Here is a 17,282-nt window from a genome sequence, read left to right as displayed (position 1 = left end):
GGTTCTTTTTATATGAAAATTTTATGAAAGTTTAAATATGGATTTATTGACTATATTGAAAAATATTGTAAAATGAATAATAGATGAAACTAAATAATTCGAATTAGATACTAAGTATTATGTAAATCATATTGTAGAAAGAGGTTCGGCATGCGTGCTTGTCCAAAGTGTGGACAAAGAATACCTAGTTCAGAGCGTTATTGTCCTTATTGTGGGCATATGAAAAATATTCCATTACCACTTGATGCCTATGAATTGGGTTTTATAGAAAATTTTAAACACTGTGTGGTTCATAAATATGCGGATTTTGAGGGACGTGCTAGTCGCAGTGAATACTGGCATTTTATGCTTGTGTACCAATTAATTATAGCCATTATATTGTTTATATGTGCTGCTATTAGTTGTGTAACACCTGTATCGGGGACAACGGGCGTTGGACTAGGTTTGGTAGTCCTTTTTATTTTGTCCATTGGATTTATCATACCAGGTGTAGCCGTTGCTGTTCGACGTTTACATGATCTTGGTTGGTCTGGGTGGCCTGTTCTATTGGGACTCATACCTTTTGTCGGGATTCCGGCAGTATTAATATTAATGGCCTTGCCTGGAAAGACCGCGGCTAACCGGTTTGGAAATCCAACAGGGGTAGAAGTCATTACAAAGCAAATGGCACATAAATATGGATTTATTGATGCGACCCCATCTACACCATTGACTATAGTACTTATAGTGGTGTTAGTTGTATTATGGTTACTAGTGGATTGGATGTTAGCAAATTGAATATATGTATAGAGCATCAGGATTAAAATAGAAGGTCTGTGAAAATGAGCAAAATTGCATTTTCACAGACCTTTATTGTATGTAAACTAAAAGTTATGACAAGTCATTCAAAATACATATGACTCAATAGACGTATTCAGCTATATGACAAGCCTTTTTAATTGACTAAGCACAGCGTACTTTTTATAATAGATATATTATAATACTATAGTTTCGAAGTGGGATTATTATTTCCTAGTTAAATACAGGAATTATATTATCTACGGTTGTAGTTTGCAGATAGAAACATATCTTATCAGATATATAAGGAGACAATACGATGAAGTTTAATACAAAATGCGTCCACGGTAGTGGTAAACCAGATAGTACAGGGGCCATCTCTCCAGCCATTTATATGTCCAGTACATTTACACATCCTGGTTTAGGTGAAACCACAGGATTTCAATATACACGTGAATCTAACCCAACTCGTGATCGCCTTGAAACTTTAATTGCAGGTCTTGAAGAAGGTACTGATGCTATCGCCTTTTCTTCTGGCATGGCTGCTGTTGATGCAGTATTCCATTTGTTTTCCCCTGGAGACCATGTTATTTTAGGGGATGATTTGTATGGTGGATCCATTCGACTATTTACTAATATCTACGAAAAGAATGGTGTTGAATTTACTTATGTAGGCACATCTGACCTTGATGCTGTACAAGCAGCATTTAAACCTAATACTAAAGCTGTTTATATTGAAACACCTACAAATCCGATGATGGAAATTACTGATGTACGTGCGTTGAGTAAAATGGCACATGACCGTAATGCACTTGTTATCGTAGATAATACATTTTTAAGCCCTTATTTCCAAAAACCATTACATCTTGGTGCAGATATTGTTGTTCATAGTGGGACTAAATTTATCGGTGGTCATCATGATGTGATTTCTGGTTTTACTATTGTGAAAGATGATGATTTGGCAGCTCAGTTGCGTCTTATTTATAAGACAGTAGGCGCGTGTTTATCTGCCTTTGATAGCTGGCTTGTCATTCGTGGCATTAAAACTTTGGCGCTCCGTATGGAACAGCATCAAAAGAATGCCATTGCTCTCGCAGAATGGTTGAAACAAGAACCGAAGGTAACAAAGGTATTATTCCCTGGACTTCCGGACCATCCAGGCTATGAAGTGAACAAATCTCAAACTACTGGCTTTGGTGGTATGTTGTCCTTTGAAGTAGATAGTGAAGAGACCGCTAAACAAGTGTTAGAAGGTATTCAATTGATTCAATTTGCTGAAAGTTTAGGCGGCACCGAATCCTTGTTGACATATCCTGTTACACAAACACATCCAGATTTAAAACCTGAAGATGCGGAACGCAAAGGGATTACACGTCGATTGTTGCGCTTGTCCGTTGGCATTGAAGATACAGATGATTTGATTGCTGATTTAGCACAAGCTTTCAATAAATAAAAGGAGGCTATTATGGGCCGATATAATTTTGACAAAATCGTAGATCGCAAACATACAAAGTCTCTAAAATATGATTTTGCTGCACAACGTGGTAAACCTGCTGATGTATTACCATTTTGGGTAGCGGATATGGACTTTGAAATTCCTAGTGAATTAAAGCAAGTCTTGTTAGATCGCGTTAATCATGGTATTTTCGGATATACGGAATCTGATGATGCATATTTCAATGTACTAAAAGAATGGTTTGCTAGCCGTTTTAATTGGAATATAGATAAAAAATGGCTCGTAAAAACTCCGGGCGTTGTATTTGCTCTTGCTATGGCAGTACGTTCTTTCACAAAGGAAGGGGAAGGCGTACTCATTAATCAACCTGTATATTATCCATTCAGCATGGTGATCGATGATAATAATCGTAATTTGATTAACGTGCCTTTGATTCAAGGTGAAGATAGATACACAATCGATTTTGAAGGTGTGGAACGGGCTATTATTGAGCATAATGTAACATTATTCTTGCTCTGTAATCCTCATAATCCTGTGGGTCGTGTGTGGACCGAAGAAGAATTAAAACGTCTTGGAGATATTTGTATTAAACATAATGTCATTATTATTAGCGACGAAATTCATGCGGATTTCGTATGGGATGGTCACAAGCATACTGTTTTTGCTAATCTTGGTGAAAGCTATGCTGAGCATTGCATCGTTTGTACAGCACCTAGTAAGTCCTTTAATATTGCAGGCTTACAAGTGTCTAACATTTTCATTCCTAATGATTCCTTGCGTCGTCGATTTATAAAAGAAATTGACCGTGCAGGATATAGCCAATTGAATACGATGGGACTCGTAGGTTGTCAAGGCGCTTATGAAGTCGGTGGACCATGGCTTGATGAATTAAAGGAATATATTCAAGGTAATATTCAATATACCCTTGATTATTTTAAAGAACATTTACCAAAGCTGCACATGTATCGACCTGAAGGTACGTATCTCATGTGGTTTGATTGCTCCCAGTTGCCATTGACACCAGAAGAACGTGAACAATGGCTACTTAATGATGCAAAGCTATGGCTAGATAGTGGCTCCATGTTTGGTAAAGATGGTGAAAAGTTTGAACGCATTAATGTTGCCTGTCCTCGTGCAACATTGACAGAAGGTTTAGAGGCATTGCATCGCGCTTATATTGCTAAAGGGTTTTAGGAGGTTTCACGATGCCCATTAAAGTTATTAAGAATTTACCGGCTATAACAAAGTTAGCACAAGAGAATATTTTTGTAATGGATACAGAACGAGCAGAAACACAACAAATTCGGCCGCTCCAAATCTTACTTGTCAATTTGATGCCTACAAAAGAGGTTACAGAAACACAAATCCTCCGCGCTCTTAGTAATAGCCCATTGCAAGTAAACCTAACTTTATTGCATACAGCATCTCGAAAATCTAAAAATGTAGACGAAGAATATTTGGATACATTTTATCGTACCTTTGACGAAGTTAAAGATGAGTGTTTTGATGGCTTGATTATCACAGGTGCTCCTGTAGAGTTGATGCCTTTTGAAGAGGTTGACTATTGGGATGAGCTCGTAACAATTATGGATTGGAGTGAAGAACACGTATACTCCACGTTCTATATTTGTTGGGGCGCACAAGCTGGTTTGTATCATCATTTTGGTATTAATAAACAAATTATGGATACTAAATTGTTCGGCGTTTATGAGCATGATATCTACAACGATCAACCAGTACTCTTGCGAGGATTTGATGAAAAGTTCTGGATGCCACACTCCCGACATACAACAGTTTCATTAGAGCAAATTAAAGCACATAGGGAATTAGAATTGTTAGCTGGTTCTGAACCAACTGGGGCTGCTATCGTACGTAGTTTGGATAATAAACATATCTTTGTTTTTGGTCACTCTGAGTACGATTGGGATACACTCAATCGTGAATATGTACGAGACCTTGCCAAAGGTGAAGACATTGCGGTGCCAGAAAACTATTTCCCTGATGATGATCCAAAACAAAAACCAATCGTAAGATGGCGATCTGTAAGCACATTGCTCTTTACGAATTGGTTGAACTATTATGTATACCAAGAAACACCATATATTATTGAACAAATTCAGAAGATGAAGTTTGAACGAGATAAAAATTTTGGTGCTTATATTTAAATGCAGAGTATGTAAGTGAACCGAATGTGTTCCCAAAGACTCCACCGGCCGGGTCTGACTCCGGCCTACGGCCTACGCAGGGCCAAAGTCGTCTTTGGGAACGCATTCGGTTCTTTCCATATCAGCTATAATTTTAAGATGCACCCAAATTTTAGTAGAGCCCGAAGTCGTTTTGAGAACTGGTAGGTTCTTCTCATCTCGAACTTTAAGTTGAAGGCACCCAAATTTTGGCGCCCTTTGAATATGTTATATATGAAGAAAACCAAATCGGTTTCCAAGGGCGACTTTGGCCCTGCGGAGGCCGCAGGCCGGAGTCAGACCCGGCCGGTGGAGCCATTGGGAATTGATTTGGTTTACCGGTACATAGATAGGCACCAAAATTTTTGCTATAGCTTATAGTTATGGAGAATGTATTATAAAAAGTGGTAGACATATTTTTTAATACATAGTAATATAATAGGCATAAGAAATGAAGTTTATTCCTTTATATGAATGGGAGTTGAATTTAATGAGCAAACAATATAAATTTGAAACATTACAATTACATGCAGGTCAAACGGTGGATCCAACTGGTTCTCGTGCAGTACCTATTTATCAAACAACATCTTTCGTATTTAAAGATGCAGAGGAAGCAGCTGGCCGTTTTGCCTTGACTAATCCTGGTGGCATTTATTCTCGCCTTGGCAATCCTACTACTGATGTATTGGATGCTCGTGTAGCTCAACTTGAAGGTGGTGCTGGTGGTATTGCTGTAGCATCTGGTTCTGCAGCGATTACATACTCCATTTTGAATGTAGCAAGCGCAGGTGATAATATCGTTGCAGCATCTACATTGTATGGTGGTACATATAACTTATTTACTGCTACATTACCTCGTTTAGGCATTCACACTAAATTTGTTAATCCTGATAATTTGGAAGAGTTTGAAGCAGCTATTGATGATAATACTAAAGCTGTATATATCGAAACTATCGGTAACCCTGGCATTAATCTTATCGATGTTCAAGCAGTAGCTGATATTGCACATAAACATAATATTATCTTAATCGTAGATAATACATTTGCATCTCCATACTTGTTCCGTCCATTAGAACATGGTGCTGACGTAGTCGTTCACTCTGCTACTAAATATCTTGGTGGCCATGGTACAACATTGGCTGGTGTAGTTGTAGAGTCTGGTAAATTCGACTATAAAGCATCTGGTAAATATCCTAGTTTCGTTGAAGGTGACGAACATTACAATGGTTTAGTATACGGCGATTTACCAATTCCTTTCACCGTAAAAATCCGTGCTCAATTGCTTCGTGATACAGGTGCATGCATTACGCCTCTAGCATCTTGGCAAATCTTGCAAGGTATTGAGACATTGTCTTTGCGCGTAGAACGTCACGTAGAAAATACTCGTAAAGTAGTGGATTTCTTGAGCAAACATCCTAAAGTTGCTTGGGTTAACTATCCAGAACTTGCAGATAGCAAATACAAACCATTAGCTGACAAATACTTCCCTAAAGGGGTAGGTGCCGTATTTACATTCGGTGTAAAAGGTGGCAAAGAAGCAGGCATTAAATTGGTTGATGCATTGCAAATCTTCTCCAACCTTGCTAATGTGGCGGATGCTAAATCTCTTGTTATTCACCCTGCATCTACAACACATGCTCAACTTAATGAAGAACAACAAAAATCTGCTGGTGTTACACCAGATATGATTCGCCTATCTGTTGGTCTTGAAAACATTGATGACATTATCGATGATCTTTCCCAAGCATTGGATAAAGCTTAATCCTTAACTTCTCAACTCCTTAAAGCATAACTCCAAAAACCTATAGAACATAAAAAGAAAACCTTGTAAAGAAAAAGACCTTGAATTCAACGATTCAAGGTCTTTTAATATGTGTATATGTGTGTTTAAAAGGGTTTGTTTTATGTGTGTATAGTTTTTATGAGTGTTTAGTTTTATGAGTGTGTTAAGAAATTGGAGAGATATATTATATAGTGGTTAGGTGTATCTATATAATATATGGGTTATGCTTAGTATTTTGTAGTTTTTACTTTAGCACTGAGAACTTTACCGGAAATAGCATCGATCTTAACGTCTGCTTTTTTGTCGCCGCCGTTAGTCATGTCTAGTTTGTAGACAAGTTTGTTGCCTTCCATTTCCAATTCCCATTCCATTGTTTGGAAATCGCTGCCTACGCGTTCGATAGCTTTTGTTTCAGCAGATTCTGGTGTGATGGAGTTTTGTGGATTAAAGCTGTGAGATTTCTTTAATTTGTTCCATGCACTAATGGATTTTGCTTGATTGGAAACAACTTGACCTGTTGCTTCATCGATTTTCATTTCCACTTTTTGTGTCTTAGTATATGCTTCTACTTCGTAAGTTGGATGATGTTTTGCATCATAGGAGATAGAAGTTACCATTGCATCTGGATAGTAGCGATGTAATGTAGTAACAGCGCCTACGTAGTCGATTTCGCTACTTTGCATTGGAGATGCTACGCTACCAACACCATTCCAGGAACTAGGAGCTGGGTAAGTAGGAGCTGCAGATGCTACGCCTGCAATCAATACAGTACTTACGCCAAGAGCACATAATACTTTAGATAAATTATTTACTTTTTTCATGTTAATTACCTCCATAAAAGGATTTTGCTCAAAAGCAATTGTGCAAGTAGATTTTACTCAATCTACTTATACATAATTTAATATCACAAAATGAATATAAAATGAAAACTAAAACTATATACTTATTTTTAGGTATATACATAATATATTCGACATACATTATGTATATCCTTTTTTTTATTTGTATATTTTGCATAATGTAAACTTAATATAAGTATATATGGTTGACATAAATAAAATGGAATGGTTTAATAACCTTGAATAGATATGTAGTTTGTTTAGATAGGTTTCTTTTATTCTATTAATGGAGGTATACCATGAGTTCCATTTCCAATCGACGTCTCAGCACAAGAGAGTTGACAATGACAGCCTTATTTGTAACATTAATTACAGCCGGTGCATTTATTCGTGTGCCACTTCCAAACTGTCCATTTACACTGCAGATTTTATTTACTACACTGGCTGGTATTATATTAGGCAGCCGCCTCGGTGCCATTAGTGTAGGGATCTATATTATATTGGGACTTATCGGTGTACCTGTGTTTACATCTGGCGGCGGGCCAGGCTATGTATTGCAACCTACATTCGGCTATTTGATTGGATTTATGGTTGGCGCTTATGTGGTGGGGCGCTTCAGTGAGCTTTCACCAACACATTCTGTTAAAACATTGCTCATTGGTGCTATTATCAATCTGCTTATTGTATATGGTTTTGGCATGATTTATTTATATATGATAATGAATGTATATTTAGGGACACCTATTGGTTGGTGGGCTGTTATCTGGTCTTGTTTCTTGATTCCTGTTGGGCCTGACGTATTTTTATGTGCTGTAGCTGCTGTGATGGGGAAACGTATTATAGGCCATTTGCGATAATATATACAAAATAGTAATAGAGGGCTATCACATTTGTGGTAGCCCTTTTACTATATTATGGATATACATATCCTAAAATTTCTTGTGCATCTTTTGTTTTGTTAATTTCTATGTATGGTTGCTTGCGCCCGTGAAAGTCTCGTGTGGATACAGTGCCTTCTACGGTTACCCATTGTTTATTGCTATAAGAATCCCCATCATTCTTATGCATTGTTAGACCAATAGGGGCGACGTCTGCAATACAGCAAGCCATGGCCATACGTGAAAGTGTAAACTCATTGGATTTTAATGTATTGTCTTCTCGATTAACATAACCTGTCATATAGATTTTGTACCCTACATATTCCTCTGGTTTAGAACCGAGTGCAACGATGGTGCGATAATAGTTATCCGAGTTTAATACGATTTCCTTTTTGGATTTTGAAATGCCAGGATCTTTGGCCTCATTATTGATTGTAATAACTTCGCCAATATCGTCTTGAGAAAAATTAAAATCATTAGTATCTTCTGTGGCGGCCGTATTTCCAGTTACTTGTACAGAGTTAGGCGATAAAATTGGTGGAACCACAAATAACACAAGAGGGATTATGATTGGTGTAATAGAGCGCCAATTATGTTTATATTGTTTATTTGGGGACCAAAGGATTGAAATAATGCCTCCCAATAATAGTGCTATACCTGCTAAGAGTAAAAATAATTCATATCGAGGGGCCACATATAATTTATATTGGCCCGTAATGATTAGATATAAAAAACTAATACCTAATGCCGTATATAGCAGACCCTTGATGACACTGAGTATGTCTTTGTTTCGTAGTTCTGATAACATAGTCTGTTCTCCTTATACATTAAATAAAAATTGAAATAGCAATGTCATGATATACGTAATAATACTTATAGTAATAACTAAGCGAAGTATAAATGATGTTGAGATATACTGACGTAACATGTATACGTTTTTGATGTCAATCATAGGACCTAACCATAGGAAACCAAGAACTGCTGATATAGGAAATAAATTGCTTAACGAACGGCCTATAATGGCATCTGATGTAGAACATAGGGAGAAGAGGAAAGCTAAAGCTAGTAATAATGCATTAGCAATAGGTGTGGCTACATCGAGTGAACCAGAGAAGAAGGTAGGTTTTATCCATACTTGGAATAGGGCTAATGTGAAAGCTGCTGCAGAGAAGTAAATAAGTAATTGACTGAATTCACGCTCTACGTGCAATAGAAAGATTTTCTTTTTATTGCCTTCTTGATTTGGTGAACCATACTGATAATCTTTTGGCTGAGGTAAATTGTTAGTGATGGTAGATAATTTGTGTGGTTTCCATTTAAATGTGAGGGCCACCATACATGCGATTAATATACCACCAATTATGCGAGCTAGTATTATTTGTGGCGTCTCTGGAAATGCATAATAGGTTGCTAATAATGCGATGGGGTTCATAATAGGACTTGCGAGCATAAACAATAATCCTATATGTTGAGGGATACCACGCTTTAATAATGCATTAAACATAGGAATAGTAGCACAATCGCAGATAGGTAATACAAGACCGCTACCAATGGCGATGCCATAGCTTTTAATAGAGTCTGCTTTCAGATAACGCATTAGCCAACGATCCGGTACCAATAGTGTGATAGCAGAAGAAATGATGGTTCCTAACAATAAAAACGGTATCCCTTCAAATATGATGCCTGATGCAATGGCTAGGACTTGATGGATGGAATAGGAAATACTATGACGGAATACAGTGACCAGTAATATATATAATGTCAATATAGCCACAATACCGTACAATGACCATGGCCATATCGGTTGAGAGAGTCTATTGTGAATGTCCTTTTCAGTAGGATTGACCAAAAGGGAACATTCGGGATTATAGGACTGTAAGAGTTTCTTTACTGCTTTGATTTGTGTCGTATCATTCGCATATAACATAATATAATCGGCGCTGTATAGTTGCGATACGACTCTATCCCCTAGTGCCTGTATCATAGATGTTATACTGTTGCTCTTTGCTGTGTAGATGACGCGTTCTAGATGACAGAATTCTTTTAGAATTGAATTGAAGAAGATGAGTTCTAACTGTTGAAATGAAAACATGCCATTCCATTCAATCCATATTTCTTTCGGTGTTGTTGTAGAAATATAATCCTGTATTTGTTGCACCACATGAGATAGGTTTTCTTCTATATCATCTGGCTCAATGGATAAAGGACTTTTTATAAACTCTGTATTACCTGTTTCAAAGCTGATGATTTCTGTAGAACCTAGTTTTTTTCGTTCTCGTAGCTCTAGATTGATTAGGGTGGTTTTGCCAGACCCTAATAAGCCTGTTACGACATATACAGGAATCATGATGCACTGCACACTTTCTCGTTTATAGATGGAATATCTATTTCGGTGCCAATAACAACTAGGTGATAGTCATTTAAGTGTGTAGCTGTTATAGCACAGGATTGCGGTGTGTATTGTAATTCCATAGGGCCTGATGCGGTAGGAATAATACCTTTAATCCGTAGTATTGTAGATGGTAAATTATTACAAAAATCAATCCATTGTGTATCATCGAGGGATTGTAGATTATGGAATGTATGGGTCACAAATGGTTGGTGCTCGTGATGGTGGACATCATGGTCATGATGACTGTGATTATCATGGTGAGCACCGTTGTAATCCTCACTGTCGTTACATGTATGGCAACTGCAGGTTTCGGAATCATGTTCATGTGCCTTATGAGTATTAGATTTTAGTTGGTGTATATCCTGTTGAAGTGCATCTACATCGGTATATATTGGCGTATGTGGTGCTAATTCAATGATGAGTTGTTTTGTTTTTTCAACCTGTTTTTCATCCTCTACATGAGTAAGTAGAATGGCATAACAGTGTTTGATTTGGTCCTTAAAGAAGGGGCCAAAGTTCTTAATTGCCATAGGTGCCTGCATGGCATCTACGACCGTTATAATCATGCTGACATAGGCTTTACTGGTGATATCGTCATCATCACAAGTATATAAAATTTCACTTAATTTACTAACACCAGATGGCTCTATATAGATTTGATTGATATCTTGCGTAGATAGAATATCGATTAAGGCATTTTTAAAGTTGCCTTGCAGACTGCAGCAAATACAACCGGAGGTTACTTCGCGTACAGTTGCGCCCGATGTAGATAATTGTTTTGCATCGAGACTGGTTTCACCAAAATCATTTTCTATAATTAATATACGTTCATTTGTGTTACCACAGTTTAATATATGCTGTAAATACGTTGTTTTTCCGGCTCCTAAGAATCCGGATATGATCGTAATTGGTATCATAATACGCCTCCCTTGTAAATGTAAACATAGTATACTACTCTTACATAACATATAAAAATACCCATAAGGGTATAAACAATAGTTTACAAAGTTAAGTAATAAGCGAGTTATAAGAAAAATTGATAATATTATACTAATATGAGTATATGTGAACATGTTTATATATTTATAACGTTGATTTTACAAAAAAGCGTATGCCTCATAGGATATATATGAGTACATACGCTTATTTGAATAAATATTATTATGTAAAACTTTGAAAAATTATTGTAATTTTTCTAGTAATGCTTTAAGGAATACATATACATGTTCTACAGAAGGTAGATGTACGCGTTCCGTATTTGTATGTGGGCTAATGATTGTTGGACCAAAGCTGATCATTTCAGTATTTGGTAAAACATTCTTTAATAAGCCACATTCTAGGCCTGCATGGACTGCATTCACGCGGGCAGGGGTGTCGGACATGGTATTGTAAAGTGCGATAACTTGTTCTTCTAGTTTAGAGCCTTTATCGTATTCCCATGCAGGATAACCACCGCTGCGGGTAGCAGAAACACCTAATGTATCAGCAAGGAGTAATAATTTTTTAGTTAAGTATTCTAAGCTGTTTTTATTAGAGCTACGAACTGATACGAGGATGTCTATCGTATGTGTGCCTTCAGAAACGATAGCGAGATTATCTGATGTTTCTACAAGCCCTTCGATGGTTTGACTCATAGAGTGAACACCATCTTCTGCAAGATAGAGGTAGGAAATTAAGGCTTCTGCTGTATCATCAGCATACACTGTTGCCGGTGTAGGAATTTCTTCCACTACGAATGTTAAATCAGGATCTTTGATTGCAAATTCATGTTTGTATTCTTTTTCGTAGAATTTGATAAGGGTCTTAATCGCTTCTATATCATCGTTGCGTACAGACATGGTTGCAACCGCTTTAGATGGAATCGCATTATGTTTAACGCCACCTACGAAAGAAGCTAGATTAAAGGAATATTGTTTTTCTAAATCATAAAGAACGCGAGCAAGTACTTGGTTTGCATTAGCTCGTTGTTCGATGATTTCGATACCGGAATGACCACCCTTTAAACCTTTTACAGTTAGTGAAAGCCCTGCATCATAACCAGGTAGATTATTTTCGCGCAATAGTGGGATGGATACATTAACGTGGCAGCCGCCAGCGCAGCTCACGCAGAACTCATGTTCCACTTCAGTGTCTAAGTTGATTAGATAGTCACCTGTTACTTGACCTTCTTTTACCGCTGCAGCACCATCCATACCTGTTTCTTCGTTAGTTGTGAACAATACTTGTAGTGGACCATGTTGTTGGTTCTTATCTTCTAGGACTGCTAAAATCATAGCGCCGCCCATGCCATTATCTGCACCCAATGTAGTGTCATCGGCGTGCATCCATTCACCTTCGATGATGTTGGCGATTGGATCTTTTGTAAAATCATGGTTGGAATCATGACCTTTTACGCATACCATATCGATATGACCTTGAAGGATGACGGATGGACGATTTTCATAGCCAGGTGTAGCTGGTTTTTTGATGACTACATTCCATTCGCTATCTTGTGTAGCTTCGAGACCTAAATTGTGAGCAAAATTGACAATGTAATCGCTAATGCCCTTTTCGTTGCCAGATCCACGTGGGATTTGGCTCATTTCTTTAAATATTTCTAATACGCGTTTTGCTTGAACGATTGCGTCCATTTGGCACCTCTCATTCTGAAAATATATCCCATATAATTCTAATTATCTTAGTTGCTATGAGATTATTCATGTTTATTCATTAGTTAATAAGTAATTATTATCTATAATATAGTTATATCACATGTACTATGAATAGAAAAGACGATGTATATAGTTTATAATAGTATCATGCGTAATGTATAACGAACGCGCTGTATTATATACCTTTTATTTATATAGGATGGTGAAAGTATGCAACATGAACGTCGCAACATTAGTATGCTTATGGATCTCTATGAGATGACCATGGCTCATGGGTACTTTACGAAACAAGACAATACAGACCGCGTTGCCTTCGACGTATTTTACCGTCGCAATCCGGACAAAGGTGGATTTGCTATCTTTGGCGGATTGGAACAAGTTTTAGAATACATTTTGAATCTTCATTTCGATGAGGAGGATATGGCGTATTTTAAATCATTGCATTTATTTAGTGATGAATTTTTAGAGTATTTGCGCAACTTCAAATTTACCGGTGATGTATATGCCTTCAAAGAAGGTACCATTATATATCCTAATGAGCCGATTATGACCATCGTAGCACCTCTTATCGACGCACAAATTGTGGAAACAGCAGTGCTTACCATGATTAATCATCAATCGCTTATTGCTACAAAGGCGAACCGCATCGTGCGCGCCGCTGATGGGCGCATTGTATCCGATTTTGGGGCTCGTCGCGCTCACAATGTAGATGCTGCTGTATATGGTGCGCGGGCGGCTTTCATAGGCGGTGTCAATGGGACTGCCACAGTTCTAGCGGGACAACAATTTGGGATTCCTGTAAATGGTACCATGGCACATAGTTGGGTTATGTACCACGATTCTGAATATGAAGCATTCAAGTCCTATGCTGAAGTGTATCCGGACAGCGCTGTGTTCTTGGTGGATACCTATAATGTATTAGAATCGGGTGTACCAAATGCCATTAAGGTTGCCAAGGATAATTTGGAACCGAATGGTCATCGATTAAAAGGTATCCGCCTCGATTCTGGTGACTTAGCATATTTAGCTAAGCAAGCGCGTCGTATGCTCGATGATGCGGGGATGAATGATTGCAAGATCATGGCATCTAATAGCCTTGATGAATATACGATTTCATCCTTATTAAATCAAGGTGGCCCTATTGATATCTTTGGCGTGGGGGAACGATTGATTACGTCGAAAACGGATCCTGTATTCGGCGCTGTATACAAGATTGCAGGCGTTGAAAAAGGCGGCGTATGGGAACCGCGCATTAAGATTTCTGAGTCTGTGGAAAAGATTACCAATCCTGGATTGAAACAGGTATATCGCGTTTATAATGAAGATGGTCGCGCTATTGCTGAATTATTGACATTACCTGGCGAAGTGCCATCCACAGACAAACCATATCGTTATATCGATCCAGAAAAACCGTGGAGAGAATTGTATTATGAAAACTGTACATTTAAAAATATGCAGGAACTCATGATTAAAGGGGGCGAGCAAATCGTACCATCCCCAACATTGGAATCGATACGCGCCTATGTACAAGAACAATTAACTCATGAGATTTGGCCGGAAGAACAGCGCTTTGAAAATCCACATCGTCACTATCTAGATATGAGCCCTGACTATTACCATATGAAGATGGACTTATTGAATCGTATTGGTCGTAAAAAATAGGAGGGCCTATGCTTACACATCCAGAACGAACAAAAGAGGAATTAGTGGCGTGGATTCGGGACTATTTTGAACAAAATGGACCTGCATGCTCCGCTGTAGTCGGCATTTCGGGCGGTAAGGATTCTAGTGTAGTAGCCGCTCTTTGTAAGGAGGCGCTTGGTGCAGAACGCGTTGTAGGCGTCCTTATGCCAAATGATGTACAATCCGATATAGATGATGCAAAAGAGGTGGTGGCGCATCTTGGTATCCCCTATATGATTGTGAATATTGGTAATGCCTATCGTGCATTAACGAAGGCCATTGTACAAGGAGAGGGCTTTTCCAATGTAACGGGCCGTACAGCTTTAGCGCGAGATGCAGAAATCAATACGCCACCTCGTTTGCGGATGGCCACATTATATGCGGTAGGTCAAAATTTGCCACATGGTGCACGTGTTGCTAATACATGTAATGGCTCTGAAGACTATGTGGGCTACTCTACCAAGTTTGGCGATGCAGCGGGTGACTTTAGTCCATTGGCGAATCTCGTGGTTGAAGAGGTGCGTCAAATTGGACGCCTTTTGGATATTCCGCGTCATTTAGTAGACAAAACGCCTAGTGATGGGCTCAGTGGTCAATCTGATGAGGATAAACTAGGATTTACCTATGCCGTTCTCGATCGATATATTCGAACCGGCGAAATTGAAGATATACAAACGAAGGAGCGCATTGATTATCTACAACGAATTAATCGGCATAAACTCGAATTAATGCCTTCCTTTAAACCTTCTACATTATGATACCTATAGGAGGATAAGATGACTAAGAAAATTGCAATCATTGGTACTGGTGGTACCATTGCGGGACAAGGTGCTTCGGATACTGATTTGACGGGGTATACAGCAGGTGTATTGCCCTTAGAAGAAATTATATCCTCTGTACCTGGCGTTAGAGATTATGGACCTTTTGTGTGCAATCAATTTTGTAATATTGAAAGTTCAGATATAACGCTATTTCAATGGGTCCGTCTATCAAAATTAGTACAAAAATGTGTGGATAATGATGATATTGCGGGTGTTGTTATTACACATGGCACGGATAGTATGGAGGAAACTGCGTACTTTTTGCATCTTACTGTCCATACTGATAAGCCTATCGTTATAACTGGTTCGATGCGTCCAGCAGGAGCTATCAGTGCCGATGGCCCTATTAATTTGTTGCAAGCTATACAAGTGGCTCGAACACCAGAATCATATAATAAGGGCGTACTGGTAGTTATGAATGGCTATATTGATGGTGCTCGTGATGTAACGAAAATGAATACAACTAACGTGGCAACCTTTGGTAGTCCTAATGCAGGTCATCTTGGTATTGTACAAGATGGTATAGCCCAATACTATATGTGTCCGTTGCGTAAGCATACGATGGAATCTGAGTTTGGCTTGCCAGAGGACGATGACTTACCACGTGTTGAAATCTTAACCTGTTATGCAGGTATCGAAGAAATTATGGGGCTTGCCATAGTGGCAACGAACCCATCGGGTTTGATCTTAGCTGGCTTAGGCCATGGTACGATACCAGAACCTATCCGCAAGGTAACATCCAATTTACCAATACCTGTTGTACGCGCATCCAGAACGGGAAGTGGTATAGTATCTAAGGTTCCCCAAGATGTGGAGGCAGGCTATTTTGTATGTGATAGCTTGTCACCTCAAAAGGCTCGTATCTTGTTGATGTTGGCCTTACAAAAGGAACGCACTTGCAAGGATTTGGAACGAATCTTTAAAGAATACTAACCTTTACAAGCGATTGTATGCGGATGAGACAGATATAAAAAGACCCTTTGTGATTATTCACAAAGGGCCTTTTGCTTGTATAAATCATTCGGTACCGATGGCATTTTCTAATGCTCGTTGTACACCTAGGTATACAGCTTTGGCTAATGTGTCGCCGAATAGGGAATAGGATCCTGCATCAGTTAATACATCGCCATTTGCATTGATGGTTAAGATGATGCCATCTGTAGCAGTTCCAGTAGCGGAGGTATTCGTTTCTTTTGCTAAACTGTGAACTATATGTGTATTGTATTTGTGGAAGTCCTTGGTACTTTCTACCTTCCAATCTTGTAATGCTGCTGTTTTAGCCTCGGTAATCGTCATGATGGCTTTCACCATCGCACTATCTGTTAAGGCCTTGTTGGTAAATACGAGGATATTAATTGTGCCAGGGGTGTGGAATTCACCATCTTTTTCTTCATAACAATAACCTGTACCTGCACGATGGGCCGTTTTCTTATAACCACCAGTGACAATGGTTTCAACGATTGTATCACTTTCTTGTACCATTGTGTACGCATGAAGGGATGGTGTAGCAGAGGTTAACAGTGCAGTGCTGAAATGTACAGGCACATCGATATGCTCAAATTCTTGAGCTAAATAGTTTGCTACAGAGCCACCTGGTAAATCCTTTTCTGTTTCAATATGGTAGGTTAATTGTTGATTGCGTACACCTAATGTATGGTGAAAGCCTCCATTTAGTTGACCGCTGCTTAAGGAATAGTGAATGTCGTCAAAGAGTACGGTTACAGAGTTGCATTCTTTAGTGACATGACCGCCTGTTATTAATTCATCTGGCGCTGTATATGGATTATTAGACATATAGGACTCCCTAGTTTATCATTGT

The 17,282-nt window shown here is 38.5% G+C and carries 15 protein-coding genes; 9 read left to right on the top strand and 6 right to left on the bottom strand.

Features of this window, described 5'->3' with window-relative positions; translation table 11 throughout:
• Positions 1–150 precede the first annotated feature (150 nt).
• The 5 genes from O3598_RS04910 to O3598_RS04890 all read left to right on the top strand — a co-directional run bounded on the left by O3598_RS04910 (position 151) and on the right by O3598_RS04890 (position 6,178).
• A complete protein-coding gene (locus tag O3598_RS04910; RefSeq protein WP_009661703.1) occupies positions 151–777 on the top strand; it encodes a DUF805 domain-containing protein in 627 nt (208 codons plus the stop codon).
• A gap of 319 nt (positions 778–1,096) precedes the next feature.
• Positions 1,097–2,230, top strand: coding sequence for a trans-sulfuration enzyme family protein (locus O3598_RS04905; protein WP_009661751.1), 1,134 nt, complete (start codon positions 1,097–1,099; stop codon positions 2,228–2,230).
• 12 nt (positions 2,231–2,242) lie between these two features.
• Complete coding sequence (locus O3598_RS04900; protein WP_156930940.1) at positions 2,243–3,427, top strand: MalY/PatB family protein; 1,185 nt, start codon at positions 2,243–2,245, stop codon at positions 3,425–3,427.
• 11 nt (positions 3,428–3,438) lie between these two features.
• Complete coding sequence (gene metA / locus O3598_RS04895; RefSeq protein ID WP_371452016.1) at positions 3,439–4,398, top strand: homoserine O-acetyltransferase MetA; 960 nt, start codon at positions 3,439–3,441, stop codon at positions 4,396–4,398.
• A 508-nt stretch (positions 4,399–4,906) separates the two neighbouring features.
• On the top strand, positions 4,907–6,178 hold the full coding sequence (locus tag O3598_RS04890) for an O-acetylhomoserine aminocarboxypropyltransferase/cysteine synthase family protein (protein ID WP_205095962.1): 1,272 nt from the start codon (positions 4,907–4,909) through the stop codon (positions 6,176–6,178).
• A 248-nt stretch (positions 6,179–6,426) separates the two neighbouring features.
• Here the strand turns inward: O3598_RS04890 and O3598_RS04885 are convergent, their stop codons facing one another.
• A complete protein-coding gene (locus O3598_RS04885; protein WP_371452014.1) occupies positions 6,427–7,020 on the bottom strand; it encodes a PepSY domain-containing protein in 594 nt (197 codons plus the stop codon).
• Between the two features lie 317 nt (positions 7,021–7,337).
• On the opposite strand from O3598_RS04885, the gene O3598_RS04880 reads away from it, so the two are divergent.
• Positions 7,338–7,895 (top strand): biotin transporter BioY, encoded by a 558-nt coding sequence (locus O3598_RS04880; RefSeq protein WP_005375383.1) that lies wholly within the window; start codon positions 7,338–7,340, stop codon positions 7,893–7,895.
• 55 nt (positions 7,896–7,950) lie between these two features.
• Here the strand turns inward: O3598_RS04880 and O3598_RS04875 are convergent, their stop codons facing one another.
• The 4 genes from O3598_RS04875 to O3598_RS04860 all read right to left on the bottom strand — a co-directional run bounded on the left by O3598_RS04875 (position 7,951) and on the right by O3598_RS04860 (position 12,938).
• Positions 7,951–8,724, bottom strand: coding sequence for a TIGR03943 family putative permease subunit (locus tag O3598_RS04875; RefSeq protein ID WP_316064213.1), 774 nt, complete (start codon positions 8,722–8,724; stop codon positions 7,951–7,953).
• Positions 8,725–8,736: 12 nt separating this feature from the next.
• Complete coding sequence (locus O3598_RS04870) at positions 8,737–10,263, bottom strand: permease (RefSeq protein WP_371452012.1); 1,527 nt, start codon at positions 10,261–10,263, stop codon at positions 8,737–8,739.
• The gene (locus tag O3598_RS04865) at positions 10,260–11,225 is read right to left on the bottom strand and encodes a CobW family GTP-binding protein (protein ID WP_371452010.1); all 966 of its coding nucleotides are present in this window, start codon (positions 11,223–11,225) and stop codon (positions 10,260–10,262) included. Before O3598_RS04865 ends, O3598_RS04870 begins: the two co-directional genes overlap by 4 nt.
• 264 nt (positions 11,226–11,489) lie before the next feature.
• Positions 11,490–12,938: an aminoacyl-histidine dipeptidase gene (locus tag O3598_RS04860; RefSeq protein ID WP_371452008.1), complete on the bottom strand. Its 1,449-nt coding sequence runs from the start codon at positions 12,936–12,938 to the stop codon at positions 11,490–11,492.
• 231 nt (positions 12,939–13,169) lie between these two features.
• On the opposite strand from O3598_RS04860, the gene O3598_RS04855 reads away from it, so the two are divergent.
• From O3598_RS04855 to O3598_RS04845, 3 genes are read left to right on the top strand one after another with little or no spacing between them, the layout of a single operon-like run.
• Entirely contained in the window at positions 13,170–14,621 is a 1,452-nt protein-coding gene (locus tag O3598_RS04855) for a nicotinate phosphoribosyltransferase (RefSeq protein ID WP_371452006.1), read from the top strand.
• An 8-nt stretch (positions 14,622–14,629) separates the two neighbouring features.
• Positions 14,630–15,400 (top strand): NAD(+) synthase, encoded by a 771-nt coding sequence (gene nadE / locus O3598_RS04850; protein WP_016476032.1) that lies wholly within the window; start codon positions 14,630–14,632, stop codon positions 15,398–15,400.
• Between the two features lie 18 nt (positions 15,401–15,418).
• On the top strand, positions 15,419–16,396 hold the full coding sequence (locus tag O3598_RS04845; protein ID WP_005382081.1) for an asparaginase: 978 nt from the start codon (positions 15,419–15,421) through the stop codon (positions 16,394–16,396).
• An 84-nt stretch (positions 16,397–16,480) separates the two neighbouring features.
• On the opposite strand, the gene O3598_RS04840 is transcribed toward O3598_RS04845, so the two are convergent.
• Positions 16,481–17,257 carry an adenosylcobinamide amidohydrolase gene (locus tag O3598_RS04840; protein ID WP_016476031.1) on the bottom strand — a complete coding sequence of 259 codons (777 nt, stop codon included), beginning with the start codon at positions 17,255–17,257 and terminating at the stop codon, positions 16,481–16,483.
• Between the last annotated feature and the right edge of the window lie 25 nt (positions 17,258–17,282).

The sequence above is a fragment of the Veillonella atypica genome, from assembly GCF_041431435.1.
Taxonomy (GTDB): Bacteria; Bacillota; Negativicutes; order Veillonellales; family Veillonellaceae; genus Veillonella; species Veillonella atypica.
Note: the sequence above shows the minus strand (reverse complement) of the source record. Positions and strands in the feature narration are given on the sequence as shown.

Coding starts and splice junctions, on each gene's coding strand:
- O3598_RS04910 (WP_009661703.1), top strand. CDS start 151: ATGCGTGCTTGTCCAAAGTGTGGACAAAGAATACCTAGTTCAGAGCGT.
- O3598_RS04905 (WP_009661751.1), top strand. CDS start 1,097: ATGAAGTTTAATACAAAATGCGTCCACGGTAGTGGTAAACCAGATAGT.
- O3598_RS04900 (WP_156930940.1), top strand. CDS start 2,243: ATGGGCCGATATAATTTTGACAAAATCGTAGATCGCAAACATACAAAG.
- metA (WP_371452016.1), top strand. CDS start 3,439: ATGCCCATTAAAGTTATTAAGAATTTACCGGCTATAACAAAGTTAGCA.
- O3598_RS04890 (WP_205095962.1), top strand. CDS start 4,907: ATGAGCAAACAATATAAATTTGAAACATTACAATTACATGCAGGTCAA.
- O3598_RS04885 (WP_371452014.1), bottom strand. CDS start 7,020: ATGAAAAAAGTAAATAATTTATCTAAAGTATTATGTGCTCTTGGCGTA.
- O3598_RS04880 (WP_005375383.1), top strand. CDS start 7,338: ATGAGTTCCATTTCCAATCGACGTCTCAGCACAAGAGAGTTGACAATG.
- O3598_RS04875 (WP_316064213.1), bottom strand. CDS start 8,724: ATGTTATCAGAACTACGAAACAAAGACATACTCAGTGTCATCAAGGGT.
- O3598_RS04870 (WP_371452012.1), bottom strand. CDS start 10,263: ATGATTCCTGTATATGTCGTAACAGGCTTATTAGGGTCTGGCAAAACC.
- O3598_RS04865 (WP_371452010.1), bottom strand. CDS start 11,225: ATGATACCAATTACGATCATATCCGGATTCTTAGGAGCCGGAAAAACA.
- O3598_RS04860 (WP_371452008.1), bottom strand. CDS start 12,938: ATGGACGCAATCGTTCAAGCAAAACGCGTATTAGAAATATTTAAAGAA.
- O3598_RS04855 (WP_371452006.1), top strand. CDS start 13,170: ATGCAACATGAACGTCGCAACATTAGTATGCTTATGGATCTCTATGAG.
- nadE (WP_016476032.1), top strand. CDS start 14,630: ATGCTTACACATCCAGAACGAACAAAAGAGGAATTAGTGGCGTGGATT.
- O3598_RS04845 (WP_005382081.1), top strand. CDS start 15,419: ATGACTAAGAAAATTGCAATCATTGGTACTGGTGGTACCATTGCGGGA.
- O3598_RS04840 (WP_016476031.1), bottom strand. CDS start 17,257: ATGTCTAATAATCCATATACAGCGCCAGATGAATTAATAACAGGCGGT.